This is a genomic window from Cupriavidus gilardii, assembly GCF_013347325.1.
GTDB lineage: Bacteria > Pseudomonadota > Gammaproteobacteria > Burkholderiales > Burkholderiaceae > Cupriavidus > Cupriavidus gilardii.
In genome coordinates, this window is the sequence record NZ_CP054626.1 from 1,792,911 (window position 1) to 1,808,962 (window position 16,052).

The following is a 16,052-nucleotide window of genomic DNA, read 5'->3' on the forward strand; positions in this document are numbered from 1 at the left end:
GCCCTCCCTTTTCGTCCCGCCCCATTCAGAGGAACACCGCATGGAAACGATCCGACTCGGCCAGAGCGATTTGCAGGTCTCGCGCATCTGCCTCGGCACGATGACCTTCGGCGAACAGAACACCGAGGCCGAAGGCCACCAGCAGCTCGACTATGCGTTCTCGCGCGGCATCAACTTCATCGATACCGCCGAGATGTATCCGGTCAAGCCGCGCGCCGAGACCTATGGCCGCACCGAGCAGATCGTCGGCAGCTGGCTCAAGCGCCAGCCGCGCGACCGCATCGTGCTCGCCACCAAGGTCGCCGGCCCGGCGCGCATGCCATGGATCCGCGACGGCGGCGACCTGACGCCGCAGAGCATCCGCGCCGCGGTCGACGCCTCGCTCGAGCGCCTGCAGACCGACTACATCGACCTGTACCAGATCCACTGGCCGGCCCGCAACGCGCCGATCTTCGGCCAGAAGCAGTTCGACCCGTCGCGCGAACGCGCGTGCACCAGCATCGCCGCGCAACTCGACGCGATGGCGCAGCTGGTGCGCGCCGGCAAGATCCGCTACGTCGGTGTGTCCAACGAAACGCCGTGGGGCATCGCCGAATTCGTCAAGCAGGCGGAGCTGCATGGGCTGCCGCGCATCGCCACCGTGCAGAACCCCTACAACCTGGTCAATCGCAGCTTCGAGCAGGGCCTGGACGAGGCCTGCTACCGCACCGGTGTCAGCCTGCTGATCTACAGCCCGCTCGCCTTCGGCCAGCTGACCGGCAAATACCTGAAGGCCAACACCGCCCAGCCGACCTTCGACGCCTCGGCGCAGGGCCGGCTGACGCGCTTCCCGGCCGACTGGAGCCCGCGCTATCTGCGCCCCGAGACGCTGGCGGCCAGCGCGCGCTACGTCGAGCTGGCGCGCGCGCACGGCCTGTCGCCGGCCACGCTGGCGCTGGCCTGGTGCTACTCGCGCTGGTTCGCGCACAGCACGATCATCGGCGCGACCACGCTGGCGCAGTTGCAGGAGAACATCGACGCCTGGGGCGTGCCGCTGCCGGCAGACGTGCTGGCCGGCATCGAACGGATCCACGCCGAAATCCATAATCCGGCGCAATAAGGCGGGCCACGGGCCGTCCAGTGCCATCCGGAAAAACAGCGCGGAAACCCGACCTCGGTGGGGGTTCCGCACTGCGCCGCAACAGGGCACCGCGGGCCGGGGAAGTGGTATCCTCGCGGGCTTGACGCCGCCCGCCGCGCGGTGCGCGAACCCCGCGCACCGGCCGGCGATCCACTGGAACCACCGAGGCACAGGGCGGCCGACCCGAACGAAACCCACAACCAAATATTCGAGGGGAGATTCGACCATGACCATGCTGAAAACTTCGACCAGGACCCTGCTCACCGGCGCCGTCGCGCTGGCCCTGCTGCACGGCGGCGCGGTGAACGCGCAGACCGTCAAGGTGCTCTCGATCGTCGATCACCCCGCGCTGGACGCGATCCGCGACGGCGTGCGCGCCGAACTGAAGTCGGCCGGCTACGACGCCGACAAGAACCTGAAGTGGGAATACCAGAGCGCGCAGGGCAATACCGGCACCGCCGCGCAGATCGCCCGCAAGTTCGTCGGCGACCAGCCCAATGCGATCGTCGCGATCGCGACGCCGGCCGCGCAGGCCGTGGTCGCCTCGACCAAGACCGTGCCGGTCGTCTACTCGGGCGTCACCGACCCCGTCGCGGCGCAACTGGTCAAGGGCTGGCAGGCCAGCGGCACCAACGTGACCGGCGTGTCCGACAAGCTGCCGCTGGACAAGCAGGTTGCGCTGATCAAGCGCGTGGTGCCCAAGGCGAAGACCGTCGGCATGGTCTACAACCCGGGCGAGGCCAACTCGGTCGTGGTGGTCAAGGAACTGAAGACGCTGCTGGCCAAGGAAGGCCTGACGCTGAAGGAAGCGGCCGCGCCGCGTACCGTCGATATCGGCCCGGCCGCCAAGAGCCTGGTCGGCAAGGTCGACGTGATCTACACGAATACCGACAACAACGTGGTGTCGGCCTACGAGGCACTGGTCAAGGTTGCCAACGAATCGAAGGTGCCGCTGGTGGCCGCCGATACCGACAGCGTCAAGCGCGGTGCGATCGCGGCGCTGGGCATCAACTACGGCGACCTGGGCGTGCAGACCGGCAAGATCGTCGTGCGCATCCTGAAGGGCGAGAAGCCGGGCGCGATCCCGTCCGAGACCAGCGACAAGCTGGAGCTGTTCGTCAACACGACGGCCGCCGAGAAGCAGGGCGTGACGCTGTCGCAGGACCTGATCAAGGAAGCCAAGCAGGTCATCAAGTAATGACGCCATGACGACCCGCCGCCCGGCTGCCGGCACGCCGCGCAGCGGGCGGCTGGCCGGCGCCGCGCCCTACCCGGCCACGCGCCGACGCCGCTGGTTGCAGCCCGCGGCCCGCCCAGGCGCTTGATCCGCCGGCGGCAGCCGCGCCAGTCAGCACGCCCGGCCACCGGCGGGCGCGCATACCGCAACAGGATTCACCATGTCTCTCTTCTCCCTTCTGGGCGCGCTGGAGATCGGCCTGATCTTCAGCCTCGTCGCCCTCGGGGTGCTGATCTCCTTCCGCATCCTCAATTTCCCCGATCTGACCGTCGATGGCAGCTTTCCGCTGGGCGGCGCCGTCGCGGCCACGCTGATCGCGATGGGCCAGGACCCGTTCCTCGCCACGGCGCTGGCCATCGTCGCCGGCGCGATCGCGGGCCTGATCACCGGCTGGCTCAATGTCCGGCTCAAGATCATGGACCTGCTGGCGTCGATCCTGATGATGATCGCGCTGTACTCGATCAATCTGCGGATCATGGGCCGGCCCAACGTGCCGCTGATCACAGAGCCGACGATGTTCACGGTACTGCAGCCGGAATGGCTGCCCGATTTCATGCTGCGCCCGCTGGTGCTGGTCGTCATCGTGATCGTCGCCAAGCTCGGCCTGGACTGGTTCTTCTCGTCGCAGCTCGGGCTGGCGATGCGGGCCACCGGCGCCAATCCGCGCATGGCACGCGCCCAGGGCATCGCCACCGGCCGCGCCACGCTGGCCGGCATGGCGCTGTCGAACGCGCTGGTCGCGCTGGCCGGCGCGCTGTTTGCGCAGACGCAGGGCGGCTCGGACATCTCGATGGGCATCGGCACCATCGTGATCGGCCTGGCCGCGGTGATCATCGGCGAGACGATCCTGCCGGCCCGCCGGCTGGTGCTGACCACGCTGGCCGTGGTGCTTGGCGCGATCCTGTACCGCTTCTTCATCGCGCTGGCACTGAACAGCGATTTCATCGGCCTGAAGGCACAGGACCTGAACCTGGTCACCGCGCTGCTGGTGACGGTCGCGCTGGTGCTGCCGGCCACGCGCAAGAAGCTGTTCGGCCGCAAGGCGAATGGAGGCTGACATGCTGCGCGCACAAGACCTGAAGCTGACCTTCAACCCCGGCACGCCGATCGAGACGCGCGCGCTGCGCGGGCTGAGCCTGGAGATTCCGTCGGGCCAGTTCGTCGCGGTGATCGGCTCGAACGGCGCCGGCAAGTCGACCTTCCTGAACGCGATCAGCGGCGACCAGATGGTCGACGCCGGCACCATCACGATCGACGGCAACGATGTCACGCGCAAGCCCGCCTGGGACCGCGCGCCGCTGGTCGCCCGCGTGTTCCAGGACCCGATGGCGGGCACCTGCGAGGCGCTGACGATCGAGGAGAACATGGCGCTGGCGATGGCGCGCGGTTCGCGCCGGGGCTTCCGCCCGGCGCTGAACCGCTCGTCGCGCGAACTGTTCCGCGACAAGCTGCGGCTGCTGAATCTCGGGCTGGAAAACCGGCTGACCGACCGCATCGGCCTGCTGTCCGGCGGCCAGCGCCAGGCGGTCAGCCTGCTGATGGCGTCGCTGCAGCCCTCGCGCATCCTGCTGCTGGACGAGCACACCGCCGCGCTGGACCCGAAGACCGCGGCCTTCGTGCTCGAGCTGACCGCCCGCATCGTCGAGGAAAACAAGCTGACGACGATGATGGTGACCCACAGCATGCGGCAGGCGCTGGACTACGGCCAGCGCACGGTGATGCTGCACCAGGGCCAGGTGGTGCTCGACGTCTCGGGCGACGAACGCAAGGGCCTGGACGTGCCCGATCTGCTGCGCATGTTCGAGCGCAGCCGGCACGAGCAGCTGGACGACGACGCGCTGCTGCTGGGCTGATTGCGCCCTTCCGGTGCGATCCTGTCATTCCCGCGCATGCGGGAATCCGGCGGCTTTCGGAGTCACCGGGTCTGCGCCAGCGCGGCGGCGACGATGTGGATCGGAAAAACGAAACCCCGGCCCTGGCCGGGGTTTTTTGTTGCCGCCTGCGTGGTGCCCAGGGGCTCAGGGGCTCAGGGGCTCAGGGGCTCGGCAGCTCAGGCCGTCGCCGCCTTCGCCAGCCAGCGCTCCAGCTGCTCCGTCACCGCGGTGCTGGAAAACGAGCAGCTGTCCTGCGCGAACACGGACGACATTTCGAGCCGGCGCAGCAGCTCCTCCATCGCCTGGCCGAACACCGGCGGCAGCGTCAATGCCGGCGCCTGCTCGCGCCAGGCGCGCACCAGCGCGTCGGCCGGCAACGCACCGGCACGATGGCGGTCCAGCGCGTCGCGCATCGTGTTCAAGGGCGCCTGGTTTGCGGGTTCGCTCATGCCTTCGCCCTCCTTTCCTTGTAGAGATCGCGGAAGGTGCGGCCGCTGGGTGCCGGCATGTCGCGCGTATCGGTCCAGCCGCGGCCGCCCAGCGGCAGCTTGCCGATGCGGCCGTCGTGGCGGCCCATGCGGGCCAGCACGCTGGCGCCCAGGCGCGTGGCCAGCGCGTACAGGCCCGGCCGCCTGGCGACATAGCCCCAGGCGCGCAGCGCCCAGCGCTCCTGCCACGGCCGCATGCCGCGCTCCATCTGTTTCTCGCGCAGCTTGCGCAGCAGGTCCGACAGCGGAATCGAGGCGGGGCAGACGCGGTTGCACTCGCCGCACAGCGTGGCCGCCTGCGGCAGGTCGATCGCGTTGCCCAGGCCGACATAGCTGGGCGTCAGCACGCTGCCCATCGGCCCGGGATAGACCCAGCCATAGGCGTGACCGCCGATCTTCTGATAGACCGGGCAGTGGTTCATGCAGGCGCCGCAGCGGATGCAGCGCAGCATCTCCTGAAAATCGCCGCCGATCAGGCCGGTACGGCCGCCATCGACCAGCACGAAGTACATATGCTCCGGACCGTCCTGCTCGCCCGGGGCGCGCGGGCCGGTCAGCAGCGAGAAATAGTTCGAGATCGCCTGGCCCGTGGCCGAGCGCGGCAGCAGCCGCATCACGGTGGCCAGGTCCTCCAGCGTCGGCAGGACCTTCTCGATGCCGGTGACGGCGACATGCACGCGCGGCATCACCGTACACATGCCCTCGTTGCCCTCGTTGGTCACCACCGCGACCGAGCCCGTTTCCGCGATCAGGAAGTTGCCGCCGGTCACGCCCATATCGGCCGACAGGAATTCGGGACGCAGCACCTCGCGCGCTTCCCGCGTCATGTCGGGAATCTCGGTCAGCCGCGGCTTCTGGTGGACCTTGGCGAACAGGTCGGCGATCTCGTCCTTGTCCTTGTGCACCACCGGCGCAATGATGTGCGACGGCGGCTCCGCGTCGTTGATCTGCAGGATGTATTCGCCGAGATCGGTCTCGATGCTCTGCACGCCGAGCTCGCCGAGCACCTCGTTCAGCCGCATCTCCTCGGTCACCATCGATTTGCTCTTGATGACCTTGCGCACGCCGTGACGCTGCGCGATCTCGCCGACCAGGCGTGCGGCATCGGCGGTCGTCTCGGCGAACAGCACCGTGGCGCCGCGGCGCGTGGCGTTCTCCTCGAAGGTCGCCAGCCAGACGTCCAGATTGGCCAGCGCACGGTCGCGGCGCTCCTTCAGCGCCTCGCGCGTGGCGGCGAAGTCGATGTCCTCGATCGCGGCCGCGCGCGCGGTGACGAACTTGGTCGACAGCTTCTTCAGGTTCTGCTGCAGGCGCTGGTCGGCCAGCTTCTGGCCGGCGCGCGCCTTGAATTCCATGCTGTGCACTTGCATGCGTGGTGGCCTCTTGCGTGGTGCGCGATCGATGCGGGAATGCCGGGATTCGGGGATGCGGCGGTCAGGCGTCGCCGGCCAGGACCTGCGCGATATGCAGCACGCGGGTGCGCGTATCGCCGGTCCGGCGCAGGCGGCCTTCGATATTCAGGATGCAGCCGAGGTCGCCGAGCACCACCGCGTCGGCGCCGCTGGCCGCGATATTGGCGCACTTCTCGTCGACGATGGCGGTCGAGATATTGCCGTACTTGAGCGCGAACGTCCCGCCGAAACCGCAGCAGGCCTCGCAATCCTTCATCTCGGTCAGCTGCACGCCGGGCAGCTTGCCCAGCAAGGCGCGCGGCTGCTGCTTGACGCCGAGTTCGCGCAGCCCGGAGCACGAGTCGTGGTAGGTCACGTGGCCGGCGAAATTGCTGTCGAGCGTGTCGATGCGCGCGACGTTGACCAGGAAATCGGTCAGCTCGTAGACCCGCGTGCGCAGGCGCTCGTAGCGGCCATTCAGTTCGGGATCGTTGCGCAGCAGGTCGCCGTAGTGGTGCAGGATCATGCCGCCGCAGGAGCCCGACGGCACCACCACGTAGTCGAACATCTCGAACTCGCGCAGGAATTTCTCCGCCAGGTCGCGCGAGGCGGCGCGCTCGCCGGAGTTGTAGGCCGGCTGGCCGCAGCAGGTCTGGGCCTCGGGGACCATGACCTCGTAGCCGGCCTTCTCCAGCAGCTTGAGCACCGAAAAGCCGATCTCCGGCCGCATCAGGTCCACCAGACAGGTGACGAACAGACCGACTCGCATGGGGATTCCTACCTTTTTCCAGACCCAAAACCTCGCAATTATGCGCTTTTGCGTCGCAGTTCCGCCACTGCGGCGCGCCGCCACCGGCGCTTTTGTTGGCCCCTGCCATCGCACCGGGGCCATTTTCCGCCCCATTTTGGGGCTCATCAATGTGCGGAATGCCCGACTATGACATTTCACGTATTGAAATTTTCACGATGTGAGATAGAATCAGGCAGTCGCTTAATTTGCCGCACGGCAACAATTTCCCCATGGCTGAAGCAGAGAAGGAACCCGGCAAGACGTCGATCCAGGTGATCGAACGGATGATGACGCTGCTCGATGCGCTCGCGCGGCATGCCGATCCGGTCAGTCTGAAGGAACTCTCCCAGGCTACCGGGCTGCATCCCTCGACGGCGCACCGCATCCTCAACGATATGGTCGCGTGCCGCTTCGTCGACCGCTCCGATCCAGGCAGCTACCGGCTCGGCATGCGCCTGCTGGAACTGGGCAATCTGGTCAAGGCCCGGCTCTCGGTGCGCGAGGCGGCGCTGGCGCCGATGCGCGCGTTGCACCGCGTCACCGGCCAGACCGTCAACCTGTCGGTGCGCCAGGGCGACGAGATTGTCTATATCGAACGCGCCTACAGCGAGCGCTCCGGCATGCAGGTGGTGCGCGCCATCGGCGGCCGCGCCCCGCTGCATCTGACCTCGGTCGGCAAGCTGTTCCTGGCCGCGGACGAGGTCGCACGGGTGCGCAACTACGCGACCCGCACCGGCCTGGCCGGCCATACCCGTACCTCGATCACCGACCTGTCGAAACTGGAGCGCGAGCTGAACTGGGTCCGCACCAACGGCTATGCGCGCGACAACGAGGAGCTCGAACTCGGCGTGCGCTGCATCGCGGCGGGCATCTACGACGACTCGCGCCGGCTGGTCGCCGGCCTGTCGCTGTCCGCCCCGGCCGATCGGCTGCAGGACAGCTGGCTGCAGAATCTGAAGGAAACGGCGTTGCAGATTTCGCGCGGCATGGGCTATACCGCCGATAGCGACGTGTAGCGGCGCGTGGCGGTGCACGGCATCCCGCCACGCCACGCCGCGCAGCGCGATTGCACGCGCTGCGCCCTTCCCGATTTCGACAGACAGCACACGACGAGATGCAAGACTCCGGTTTTCTGCCGCGCCTGCTCGAGACGCTCGGCTCCGACGTGGTGACCACCGACGCGCAGGCGATCGCGCCATGGCTCAGCGACTGGCGCGGGATCTACCGGGGCGATGCCCAGGCCGTGGTGCGGCCGCGCAATACCGACGAAGTCGCGCGCTGCCTAGCGCTGTGCCAGCAGTGGCGCGTGCCGGTGGTGCCGCGCGGCGGCAATACCGGGCTGTGCGGGGGCGCGACGCCCGACGATCGCCCCGCCAACGTGGTGCTGAGCCTGGACCGGATGAACACGATCCGCTCGGTCGACACCATCGCCAACACGATGGTGGCCGAGGCCGGCTGCATCCTCGGCAATCTGCGCCGCGCCGCCCATGACGCGGACCGCCAGCTGCCGCTGTCGCTGGCCGCCGAGGACTCGTGCCAGATCGGCGGCAATCTCGCGACCAATGCCGGCGGCGTCAACGTGGTGCGCTACGGCATGGCCCGCGAGCTGGTCCTGGGACTGGAAGCGGTGCTGCCCGACGGCGAGGTCTTCCATGGGCTGCGCACGCTGCGCAAGGACAACACCGGCTACGACCTGAAGCAGTTGCTGATCGGCTCCGAAGGCACGCTGGGCGTGATCACCGCGGTGGCGCTGCGGCTGCTGCCGCGCACCGATCAGCGCGCCGTGGTGCTGGCCGCGGTGGAATCGCCTCGGCAGGCGCTGCAGCTGTTCTCGCTGCTGTACTCGCGCTGCGGCGCGCGGCTGCAGGCCTTTGAATTCTTTACCGGACCCTGCCTGGAACTGGTGCTGACGCATGCGGAAGGCGTGCAGGCGCCCTTCGCCGACCGCCATCCGGCCTACGTGCTGGTCGAACTGGCCGACACCACCGACGAGGCCGGCCTGAACTCGCTGCTCGAAGCGACGATCGGCGACGCGCTCGAACAGGGCCTGTGCCTCGACGCGGCCGTGTCCTCGTCGCTGAGCCAGCTGCAGGCGATGTGGAAGTTGCGCGAAGAAATCTCGGAAGCGCAACGCGCCGACGGCCCGCACCTGAAGCACGACATCTCGCTGCCGATCGAATCGATCCCGGTGTTCATGGAGCGGATGCAGGCGCGGCTGCAGCGGCTCGACGGCGCGATCCGCCCCTTCGTGTTCGGCCACTTCGGCGACGGCAACCTGCACTACAACCTGTCCCGCCCGGCTGGCGCGCCGAAAGACTGGGCAACCACGCATGGCGAGGCGGTCACGGCCGAGGTACTGGACGAGGTGATGCGCCATGGCGGCAGCATCAGCGCCGAGCATGGCATCGGCCAGCTCAAGCGCGAGTATTTCCACCGCTACAAGGATCCGCTCGAACTGCGGCTGATGGTCGGCATCAAGCGGCTGCTCGATCCGGCGGGCATCATGAATCCGGGCAAGCTGCTGTGATCGGCTGAACCTCGCCGATCAATTGGCCGGCGTGGCCGGCCCGTGAAACGACGACGCGCCCTCGAGGGGCGCGTCTTTCGTTGCGGGACGGCTTGCCGTCCCGCCGTTCAGCTCGGCTCAGATGCCGCGCGCCTGCTGCGACGTCAGCACGTAATGCGGCGAGTTGGCGGGCCCCTGCGTCAGATTCGGCGTGCTCGGGAAGCGGTTCGGCGCCGATGGCGGCGAATGCTCGAGCCAGTCGCGCACGCGATTGGCATCGGCAAAGCGGGTCAGGTTGCCGGACGAGTCCAGGAACACCATCACCACATCGCGGCCGCCGACACGCGCCTGCATCACCAGGCAGCGCCCCGCTTCCGAGATGAAACCGGTCTTCTGCAGGCCGATATCCCAGTTGCCGCCGCGCACCAGGCGATTGGTGCTGACGTAGTGCTGGGTGCGGCCAAGCACATTGACCTCATGCTCGGTCTGCGTCGAGAACGCGCGGATGGTCGGATTGCGATAGGCCGCCTTGACCAGCCGGGCCAGATCCATCGCCGACGAGACGTTGCTGCTCGACAGCCCGCTCGAATCGACGAAGTGGGAGTCGTTCATGCCCAGTTCGCGCGCCTTGCGGTTCATCGCCTGCACGAAGGCCGGCAGGCCGCCCGGGTAGTGGCGGCCGAGCGCCGAGGCGGCGCGGTTTTCCGACGACATCAGCGCCAGCAGCAGCAGCTCCTGGCGGGTCAGCTGGGTGCCGAAGCGCAGACGCGAGCTGCTGTGCTTCTCGGTGTCGCGATCTTCCTCGGTAATCGTCAGCACCTCGTCCATCGGCAGGCGCGCGTCCATCACCACCAGCGCGGTCATCAGCTTGGTGATCGAGGCGATCGGCAGCACCGCGGCCGCGTTCTTCTGGAACAGCACTTCGTTGGTGTTCTGGTCCATCACCAGCGCGACGCTGGAGCGCAGCGACAGCGCATCGTCGGTATCGCGCAGTCCAAGCGCCTCGCCCAGCGACGGGCGCGACGGCGGCGTATAGGCCGCGCGCACGGGGGCGGCCTGACGCTGGACCAGAATGACCTTGCGCTTGCCATTCTTGGAAACGATGACCTTGCGGCTGCTCGTCTTTGCGACCGTCGAGCGCTTCGACGCGTTGCCAGCCTTGGCGGACTTGGACGACTTGGCCGAGGATTTTTGGACTTTGACGACCTTTTCGGTCTTTTTAGCGGATTTTGACGATTTACTCGCCGCCTCCGCCATGGGCGCGGCAATCAGCGCCGCCGACACCAGCATGGTCGCTGCCACCGAAGGCAGAGGCAGGGTGCCGAGAAATCTCAGGAATGGGAGGTCGAACCGGGACATGATTCTCGGGCGCGCATCGGGAATGGCGCCAGTGTAGAAAAAAAAGAATTTGTTAGCAAGATTAATGACTTACACAGCGGACTTAAAGCTTCGATTACAGACATTTCCGTAATGCGAAAAACAAGACGCTTGCAGCACATGGAAATCTGCATGACGCGGCCTCCCGGCCCGGCAATCTTCCGCCCTGCGCACGCGCATGCCTCACTAACGTCAGTTCTGGCGAGAAATTGAGTGGCCGGCGCAATGTCGGCCGCGTCATCTGGATCAGCAACGCGCGAAACCGGGTTCCGGTTCACACCCGCAGCGCAACATTCGCCGCGCGGCGCGCCTACTGCCCTGCCCCCGATACCGGGCGCAAGGGACAGGCCGGTACGGCACCTGCGCGCGTTCACGGTCACGCTCCCTACCGATCCACGGCCGCCACCAGCAGCGGCTCGAGCGCCTTGCGCAACGGTTCCGGCAAGGCGACTGGGCGGCGCGTCTGGCGGTCGACATAGACATGCACGAAGTGCCCCTGCGCGGCGGCGCTGTCGTCGCCCTCGCGAAACAGCCCCACTTCGTAGCGCACACTGCTGTTGCCGAGCCGCGCGACGCGCAGACCCGCGATCACCGTTTCGGGAAAGCTCAGCGAGGCGAAGTAGTTGCACTGCGTCTCGATCACCAGCCCGATGGTGTCACCTGCCTCGATGTCGAGCACGCCGCGCTCGATCAGGTAGCGATTCACCACGGTGTCGAAATAACTGTAGTAGACAACGTTGTTGACGTGGCCATAAACATCGTTATCCATCCAGCGCGTCGTGATCGGCAGGAAGTGGCGATAGCAGTCGCGGGGCTGGGCTTGCGGCTTCATGGCGGGAAAGGGCAATAACGGTGGGCGGAAGGAAGATTGCGGACGGGCCGGTCAAGCGCGCCGCGACGGCGCCGCGGCCCCGCGCATCACCAGCGCGACGCCGGCCGCCGCGAGCGCCATGCCGGCTGCGGCCATCGGCGGAAAGCGCTCGTCGAACAACAGCCAGGCCATCACGGCGGTGGTCGGCGGCGTCAGGTACATCAGGCTCGATACGCTGGTGGCTGCGCCGCGCCGGATCAACACGAACAGCAGCGAGATCGCGCCGATCGACAAGGCCACGATCGACCATGCGAGTGCGCCGATCATCTCGAGGTTCCAGTCGACTTCGCGCGTTTCGAACAGGAACATCCACGGCAAGCAGGCCAGCGCCGCCGCGGTGAACTGGATCAGCGACCCCATACGCAGATCGAACACGGGGCAGCGATGCTTCTGATACAGCGTGCCGACCGTGATCGACAGCAAGGCGCCGACAGCCAGCAGCACGCTGAATGGCGTCGCCGCACCGGCCGACAGCTTGCCGGCCACGACCAGGCCGACGCCGACGATGCCGAGCAGCAACCCGAGCCACTGCCAGCCGCGCAGGCGTTCACCAAGACGCAGCGAAATCAGCGCCGTCAGCAGCGGCTGCATGCCGACGATCAGCGCCGCCATGCCGGCCGGCATGCCCAGCTTGACCGCGGCCCAGACGCCGCCCAGATAACCGGTCTGCAGCAACAGCCCCGCCAGCGCAATGCGGCCGATCATGGGCCAGTCGATCCGGCCGCCGTGCCGGGGCAGCGGCACGCGCGCCAGCACGACGAACGGCACCATCAGCACCACCACGCCGGCAAAACGCAGGAACAGGAAGGTCATCGGCTCGGCATGGGGCATGCCGTACTTGGCGACGATAAAGCCGGTACTCCAGATCAACACGAACAGCCAGGGCATCGACACCAGCCAGACGTTGGCGCCCGCGGAGGCGGCGCGGCCGGGGTTGCTGGCCTCTGCCGCGGGCCTCATGCACGCCCCCGCCAGCAGGCGACATGGGCGGACAGGCCGGTGGGCAACAGGTTTGCGATGCAGGGCAGACTGGAGCAGGCGACTTGGCGGGACATCGGCAGAAGGAGTCGAAACAGGCGTGCCGCGCGGCGGCTGGGCACTTCGCCCCTCCCCCGCCATGCGATAAAGGGAATGCGCGATGGTAGCACCGGCCCGCAGGTCCCGCGTTTCGGGCGACGCAAGTGATCCAGGGGCGACAATGTGACGGAGCCGACCGGGGGTTTACACGGGGCTCGTTGTGCAATGCACCAAAACCGCTTGACACACCAATCATGGTCCATACAATACGGAATTGTTGCGACGCACCATGAATTCGAAAGACGGTTTCCGGACCGGCCGATCGGCTCGCTGGGGCGGACGCACAAGACCATTCACGCGCCTGGGCTGGCCACCGCAACGTCACGGCCTTGACATCTAGGCGACCTATTTTTTGAGTTCGCTTGAACTCGACTTCATCTGATGGAGACCAGCATGTCCTTTACCCCCGAACAAGTTGCCGCCGCCCACAAAGCCAATCTGGAAACCCTGTTCGGTTTGACCACCAAGGCCTTCGAAGGCGTGGAAAAGCTGGTCGAGCTGAACATGCAAGTGGTCAAGACCACGCTGGCCGAAAACGTCGAGCACGCCAAGCGCACGCTGGGTGCCCGCGACGCCCAGGAACTGCTGGCGCTGCAGGTTTCGCTGATCCAGCCGGTCGCCGAAAAGGCCGTCGCCTACAGCCGCCACGTCTACGAGATCGCGGCCGACACCCAGTCGGAATTCACGCGCGTCGCCGAGGCTCAGCTGGCCGAAAGCTCGCGCAATGTGCAAAGCCTGGTCGACAACTTCGCCAAGAACGCCCCGGCCGGTTCGGAATCGACCGTGGCCATCGTGAAGTCGGCCATCTCGGCCGCCAACAACGCCTACGAGTCGGTCCAGAAGGCCACCAAGCAAGCCGTCGAAATCGCCGAAAGCAATTTCCAGGCGGCCGCCACCGCCGCCACCAAGGCCGCCCAGCAAGCGAGCGCCACCGCCCGCACCGCTGGCAAGAAGACCACCGCGGCCTGATCGCGCTGAACGGTGCCCCGCTCCCGGGGCACCCGGTCGACGCTGACCTCCGAAGCCCGGCATCGATGCCGGGCTTTTTTATGGTTCTTCGCAGAATTCCGTGAAGGGTTCCGGTTTTTCGTATGCTTGATGCCTGTTATTTCAGGGGTCAGGAGCGGGAATGCTGGATCGGAAGACGTTGCAGGCGCTGGGTTGCTGGACCGGATACCGTCTTGAGCGGGTAGTCTGGCCCGAAGGCGACAGTCGGACGCTATCGCTTTATCTGAAGCCGACCAGCAAGGTCATGCACTGCCAGGAATGCGGTGCGCGCTGCAAGCAGGTACACGAGACCACCGTTCGGCGGGTACGAGACCTGCCGATTTTCGACTATCGCGTCGTTCTACACGTGCCGCGCCGGCGTGTCTGGTGTGATCAATGTGGCGGCCCGCGGCTGGAGCGGCTGGATTGGCTCGGGCGCTATCAGCGCGTGACAGCGCGCCTGGCCGAGGCTTGTGGTCGACTGTTGCGCGACTGCTCGGTGCGCGCTGTCGCCGCGTTCTATGAGCTTGGGTGGCACACGATCAAGTCCATCGACAAGGCGCGCTTGCGCGAGGCGGTGACGGAGCCGGACTGGGCCAACATCCGCTATCTGGCGATGGACGAATTTGCGCTGCATAAGGGCCACCGCTACGCCACGGTCGTCGTGGACCCGATCGGCCGGCAGGTGCTGTGGATTGGCAAGGGCCGTTCACGCGAGACGGCGCGCGCCTTCTTCGAGCAACTGCCAGCGGGCGCGGCAGAGCGGATTGAAGCGGTTGCCATCGACATGACGACGGCATATGAACTCGAGATCCGCGAGCATTGCCCGCAGGCCGAAGTCGTCTATGACTTGTTCCATATCGTGGCCAAATATGGACGCGAGGTCATTGATCGGGTTCGGGTCGATCAAGCCAATCGGCTACGCCACGACAGGCCGGCCCGACGCGTTCTGAAGTCGACGCGTTGGCTGCTGCTGCGCAATCGGGCCAATCTGAGCGAGGGTCAGGCCATTCATCTGAACGAGGTGTTGGCTGCGAACCGACCGTTGATGACGGTCTACATCCTGCGCGACGAACTCAAGCGGCTGTGGTTCTACCGCCGCCCGGGATGGGCGCAGCGGGCATGGCACAACTGGTTTGAGCAAGCGCAGCAAAGCGGTATTGGTCCGTTACAGCAGTTCGCCCATCGCTTGAGCGGCTACTGGCACGGCATTGTGGCCCGGTGCCGGCACCCGCTGAACACCAGCGTCGTCGAAGGCATCAATAACACCATCAAGGTCATCAAGCGGCGCGCTTACGGCTATCGCGATGAGGAGTACTTCTTCCTCAAAATCCGCGCTGCCTTCCCCGGTATTCCTCGATGAACCTTTTTTATTGCCTCTGGCACCGCAATTAGCGCATTCGAACTTCAGCCCGGGATCGTCACAGTCGTACAACGTTCGGACGCCGCATCGCAACTATCATCGCCGCCTTTCGCAAGGCGATCCGGTTGCGCTTCGCAGTCAGTTTGTCATGGTGATGCCAGGGCGGCTGGTGCATCCGTCGCTTGCGATTTATATCCGAACAGGTATAATTCGTACCCGACGAACGCAAGCTGTTGTATTGGGAAGGCTCCTCGAAAAAGGACTTCAAAGCATTCCCGATTCCGGTTCAAAAAGACATGGGGGTAGCCCTGTTCGTCGTGCAGTTGGGGCGCACGCCTCCTTCAGCAAAGCCGTGGAAGGGCCTCGGTTCGGGCGTGTACGAACTGGTCGACGATCACTGCGGCGATACCTTCCGGGCCGTATACACGGTCTGCGTCGGCAACGCAGTCCACGTGCTGCACGCGTTTCAGAAAAAGTCCAAGTCGGGCATCGCCACGCCGCAACCGGATATCGCCTTGATCGAGAAGCGGCTGAAGGCGGTGCTCGCCAGATAAGGAAAAAGCGGGAGATCGTGATGCCATGCAATCGCACTCGAACAGGCACGGACAATGTGTTGGCCGACCTCGGATTTGCCGATGCCGAAGAACTGTCGGCAAAAGCGCTGCTGGCGGTCAAAGTCAACGAAGTGATCGACAAGCGAGGGCTCAGCCAGGTCGAAGCCGCCCATATCGTCGGCATGAGCCAGCCAAAGGTGTCGCAGATCCGGCGCTACAAACTCGACAACATCTCTCTGGAGCGCCTGATGCAGGCGCTCGTCTCGCTCGATCAGCACGTGGAAATCGTGGTTCGGCCGGCTCGCCAGTCGGCAGCCGCAGGAATTTTCGTTACAGCCTGACCGCGCCCCGCACTTGTCAGCTCCAGCGCAGCTATATCTGTATTTCGAAGATAGTGGCGGTTAATTGCATTCTCGA

The 16,052-nt window shown here is 66.1% G+C and carries 16 protein-coding genes; 10 read left to right on the forward strand and 6 right to left on the reverse strand.

Features of this window, described 5'->3' with window-relative positions; genetic code table 11:
* The first annotated feature begins 40 nt into the window (after positions 1-40).
* The 4 genes from FOB47_RS18370 to FOB47_RS18385 all read left to right on the forward strand — a co-directional run bounded on the left by FOB47_RS18370 (position 41) and on the right by FOB47_RS18385 (position 4,210).
* Positions 41-1,099, forward strand: coding sequence for an aldo/keto reductase (locus tag FOB47_RS18370; RefSeq protein ID WP_053821983.1), 1,059 nt, complete (start codon positions 41-43; stop codon positions 1,097-1,099).
* Between the two features lie 247 nt (positions 1,100-1,346).
* Positions 1,347-2,318 carry an ABC transporter substrate-binding protein gene (locus FOB47_RS18375; RefSeq protein ID WP_174781770.1) on the forward strand — a complete coding sequence of 324 codons (972 nt, stop codon included), beginning with the start codon at positions 1,347-1,349 and terminating at the stop codon, positions 2,316-2,318.
* A gap of 199 nt (positions 2,319-2,517) precedes the next feature.
* Entirely contained in the window at positions 2,518-3,414 is an 897-nt protein-coding gene (locus FOB47_RS18380) for an ABC transporter permease (RefSeq protein ID WP_053821985.1), read from the forward strand.
* A gap of 1 nt (position 3,415) precedes the next feature.
* Complete coding sequence (locus tag FOB47_RS18385; RefSeq protein WP_006578408.1) at positions 3,416-4,210, forward strand: ABC transporter ATP-binding protein; 795 nt, start codon at positions 3,416-3,418, stop codon at positions 4,208-4,210.
* A gap of 197 nt (positions 4,211-4,407) precedes the next feature.
* On the opposite strand, the gene FOB47_RS18390 is transcribed toward FOB47_RS18385, so the two are convergent.
* The 3 genes from FOB47_RS18390 to FOB47_RS18400 form a co-directional block, all read right to left on the reverse strand.
* The gene (locus tag FOB47_RS18390) at positions 4,408-4,680 is read right to left on the reverse strand and encodes a hypothetical protein (protein ID WP_174781771.1); all 273 of its coding nucleotides are present in this window, start codon (positions 4,678-4,680) and stop codon (positions 4,408-4,410) included.
* The gene (locus tag FOB47_RS18395) at positions 4,677-6,089 is read right to left on the reverse strand and encodes a LutB/LldF family L-lactate oxidation iron-sulfur protein (RefSeq protein WP_053821988.1); all 1,413 of its coding nucleotides are present in this window, start codon (positions 6,087-6,089) and stop codon (positions 4,677-4,679) included. The genes FOB47_RS18390 and FOB47_RS18395 overlap by 4 nt, the downstream gene beginning before the upstream one ends.
* 64 nt (positions 6,090-6,153) lie before the next feature.
* Complete coding sequence (locus tag FOB47_RS18400) at positions 6,154-6,879, reverse strand: (Fe-S)-binding protein (protein WP_053821989.1); 726 nt, start codon at positions 6,877-6,879, stop codon at positions 6,154-6,156.
* A 251-nt stretch (positions 6,880-7,130) separates the two neighbouring features.
* On the opposite strand from FOB47_RS18400, the gene FOB47_RS18405 reads away from it, so the two are divergent.
* Positions 7,131-7,916, forward strand: coding sequence for an IclR family transcriptional regulator (locus FOB47_RS18405; protein ID WP_006578410.1), 786 nt, complete (start codon positions 7,131-7,133; stop codon positions 7,914-7,916).
* Positions 7,917-8,014: 98 nt separating this feature from the next.
* Positions 8,015-9,427: an FAD-binding oxidoreductase gene (locus tag FOB47_RS18410; protein ID WP_174781772.1), complete on the forward strand. Its 1,413-nt coding sequence runs from the start codon at positions 8,015-8,017 to the stop codon at positions 9,425-9,427.
* A gap of 117 nt (positions 9,428-9,544) precedes the next feature.
* On the opposite strand, the gene pbpG is transcribed toward FOB47_RS18410, so the two are convergent.
* The 3 genes from pbpG to FOB47_RS18425 all read right to left on the reverse strand — a co-directional run bounded on the left by pbpG (position 9,545) and on the right by FOB47_RS18425 (position 12,614).
* Positions 9,545-10,765, reverse strand: coding sequence for a D-alanyl-D-alanine endopeptidase (gene pbpG / locus FOB47_RS18415; RefSeq protein WP_174781773.1), 1,221 nt, complete (start codon positions 10,763-10,765; stop codon positions 9,545-9,547).
* 403 nt (positions 10,766-11,168) lie between these two features.
* A complete protein-coding gene (locus tag FOB47_RS18420) occupies positions 11,169-11,615 on the reverse strand; it encodes an acyl-CoA thioesterase (RefSeq protein ID WP_053821991.1) in 447 nt (148 codons plus the stop codon).
* 51 nt (positions 11,616-11,666) lie between these two features.
* Entirely contained in the window at positions 11,667-12,614 is a 948-nt protein-coding gene (locus tag FOB47_RS18425; RefSeq protein WP_151022313.1) for a DMT family transporter, read from the reverse strand.
* A gap of 510 nt (positions 12,615-13,124) precedes the next feature.
* Here FOB47_RS18425 and FOB47_RS18430 point away from each other — a divergent pair.
* The 4 genes from FOB47_RS18430 to FOB47_RS18445 all read left to right on the forward strand — a co-directional run bounded on the left by FOB47_RS18430 (position 13,125) and on the right by FOB47_RS18445 (position 15,976).
* Positions 13,125-13,700, forward strand: coding sequence for a phasin family protein (locus FOB47_RS18430; protein WP_053823119.1), 576 nt, complete (start codon positions 13,125-13,127; stop codon positions 13,698-13,700).
* Between the two features lie 160 nt (positions 13,701-13,860).
* Entirely contained in the window at positions 13,861-15,081 is a 1,221-nt protein-coding gene (locus FOB47_RS18435) for an ISL3 family transposase (RefSeq protein ID WP_174781215.1), read from the forward strand.
* A 233-nt stretch (positions 15,082-15,314) separates the two neighbouring features.
* Positions 15,315-15,635 (forward strand): type II toxin-antitoxin system RelE/ParE family toxin, encoded by a 321-nt coding sequence (locus tag FOB47_RS18440; protein WP_244959329.1) that lies wholly within the window; start codon positions 15,315-15,317, stop codon positions 15,633-15,635.
* Between the two features lie 20 nt (positions 15,636-15,655).
* Positions 15,656-15,976: a helix-turn-helix domain-containing protein gene (locus FOB47_RS18445; RefSeq protein WP_053821992.1), complete on the forward strand. Its 321-nt coding sequence runs from the start codon at positions 15,656-15,658 to the stop codon at positions 15,974-15,976.
* Positions 15,977-16,052: the final 76 nt, after the last annotated feature.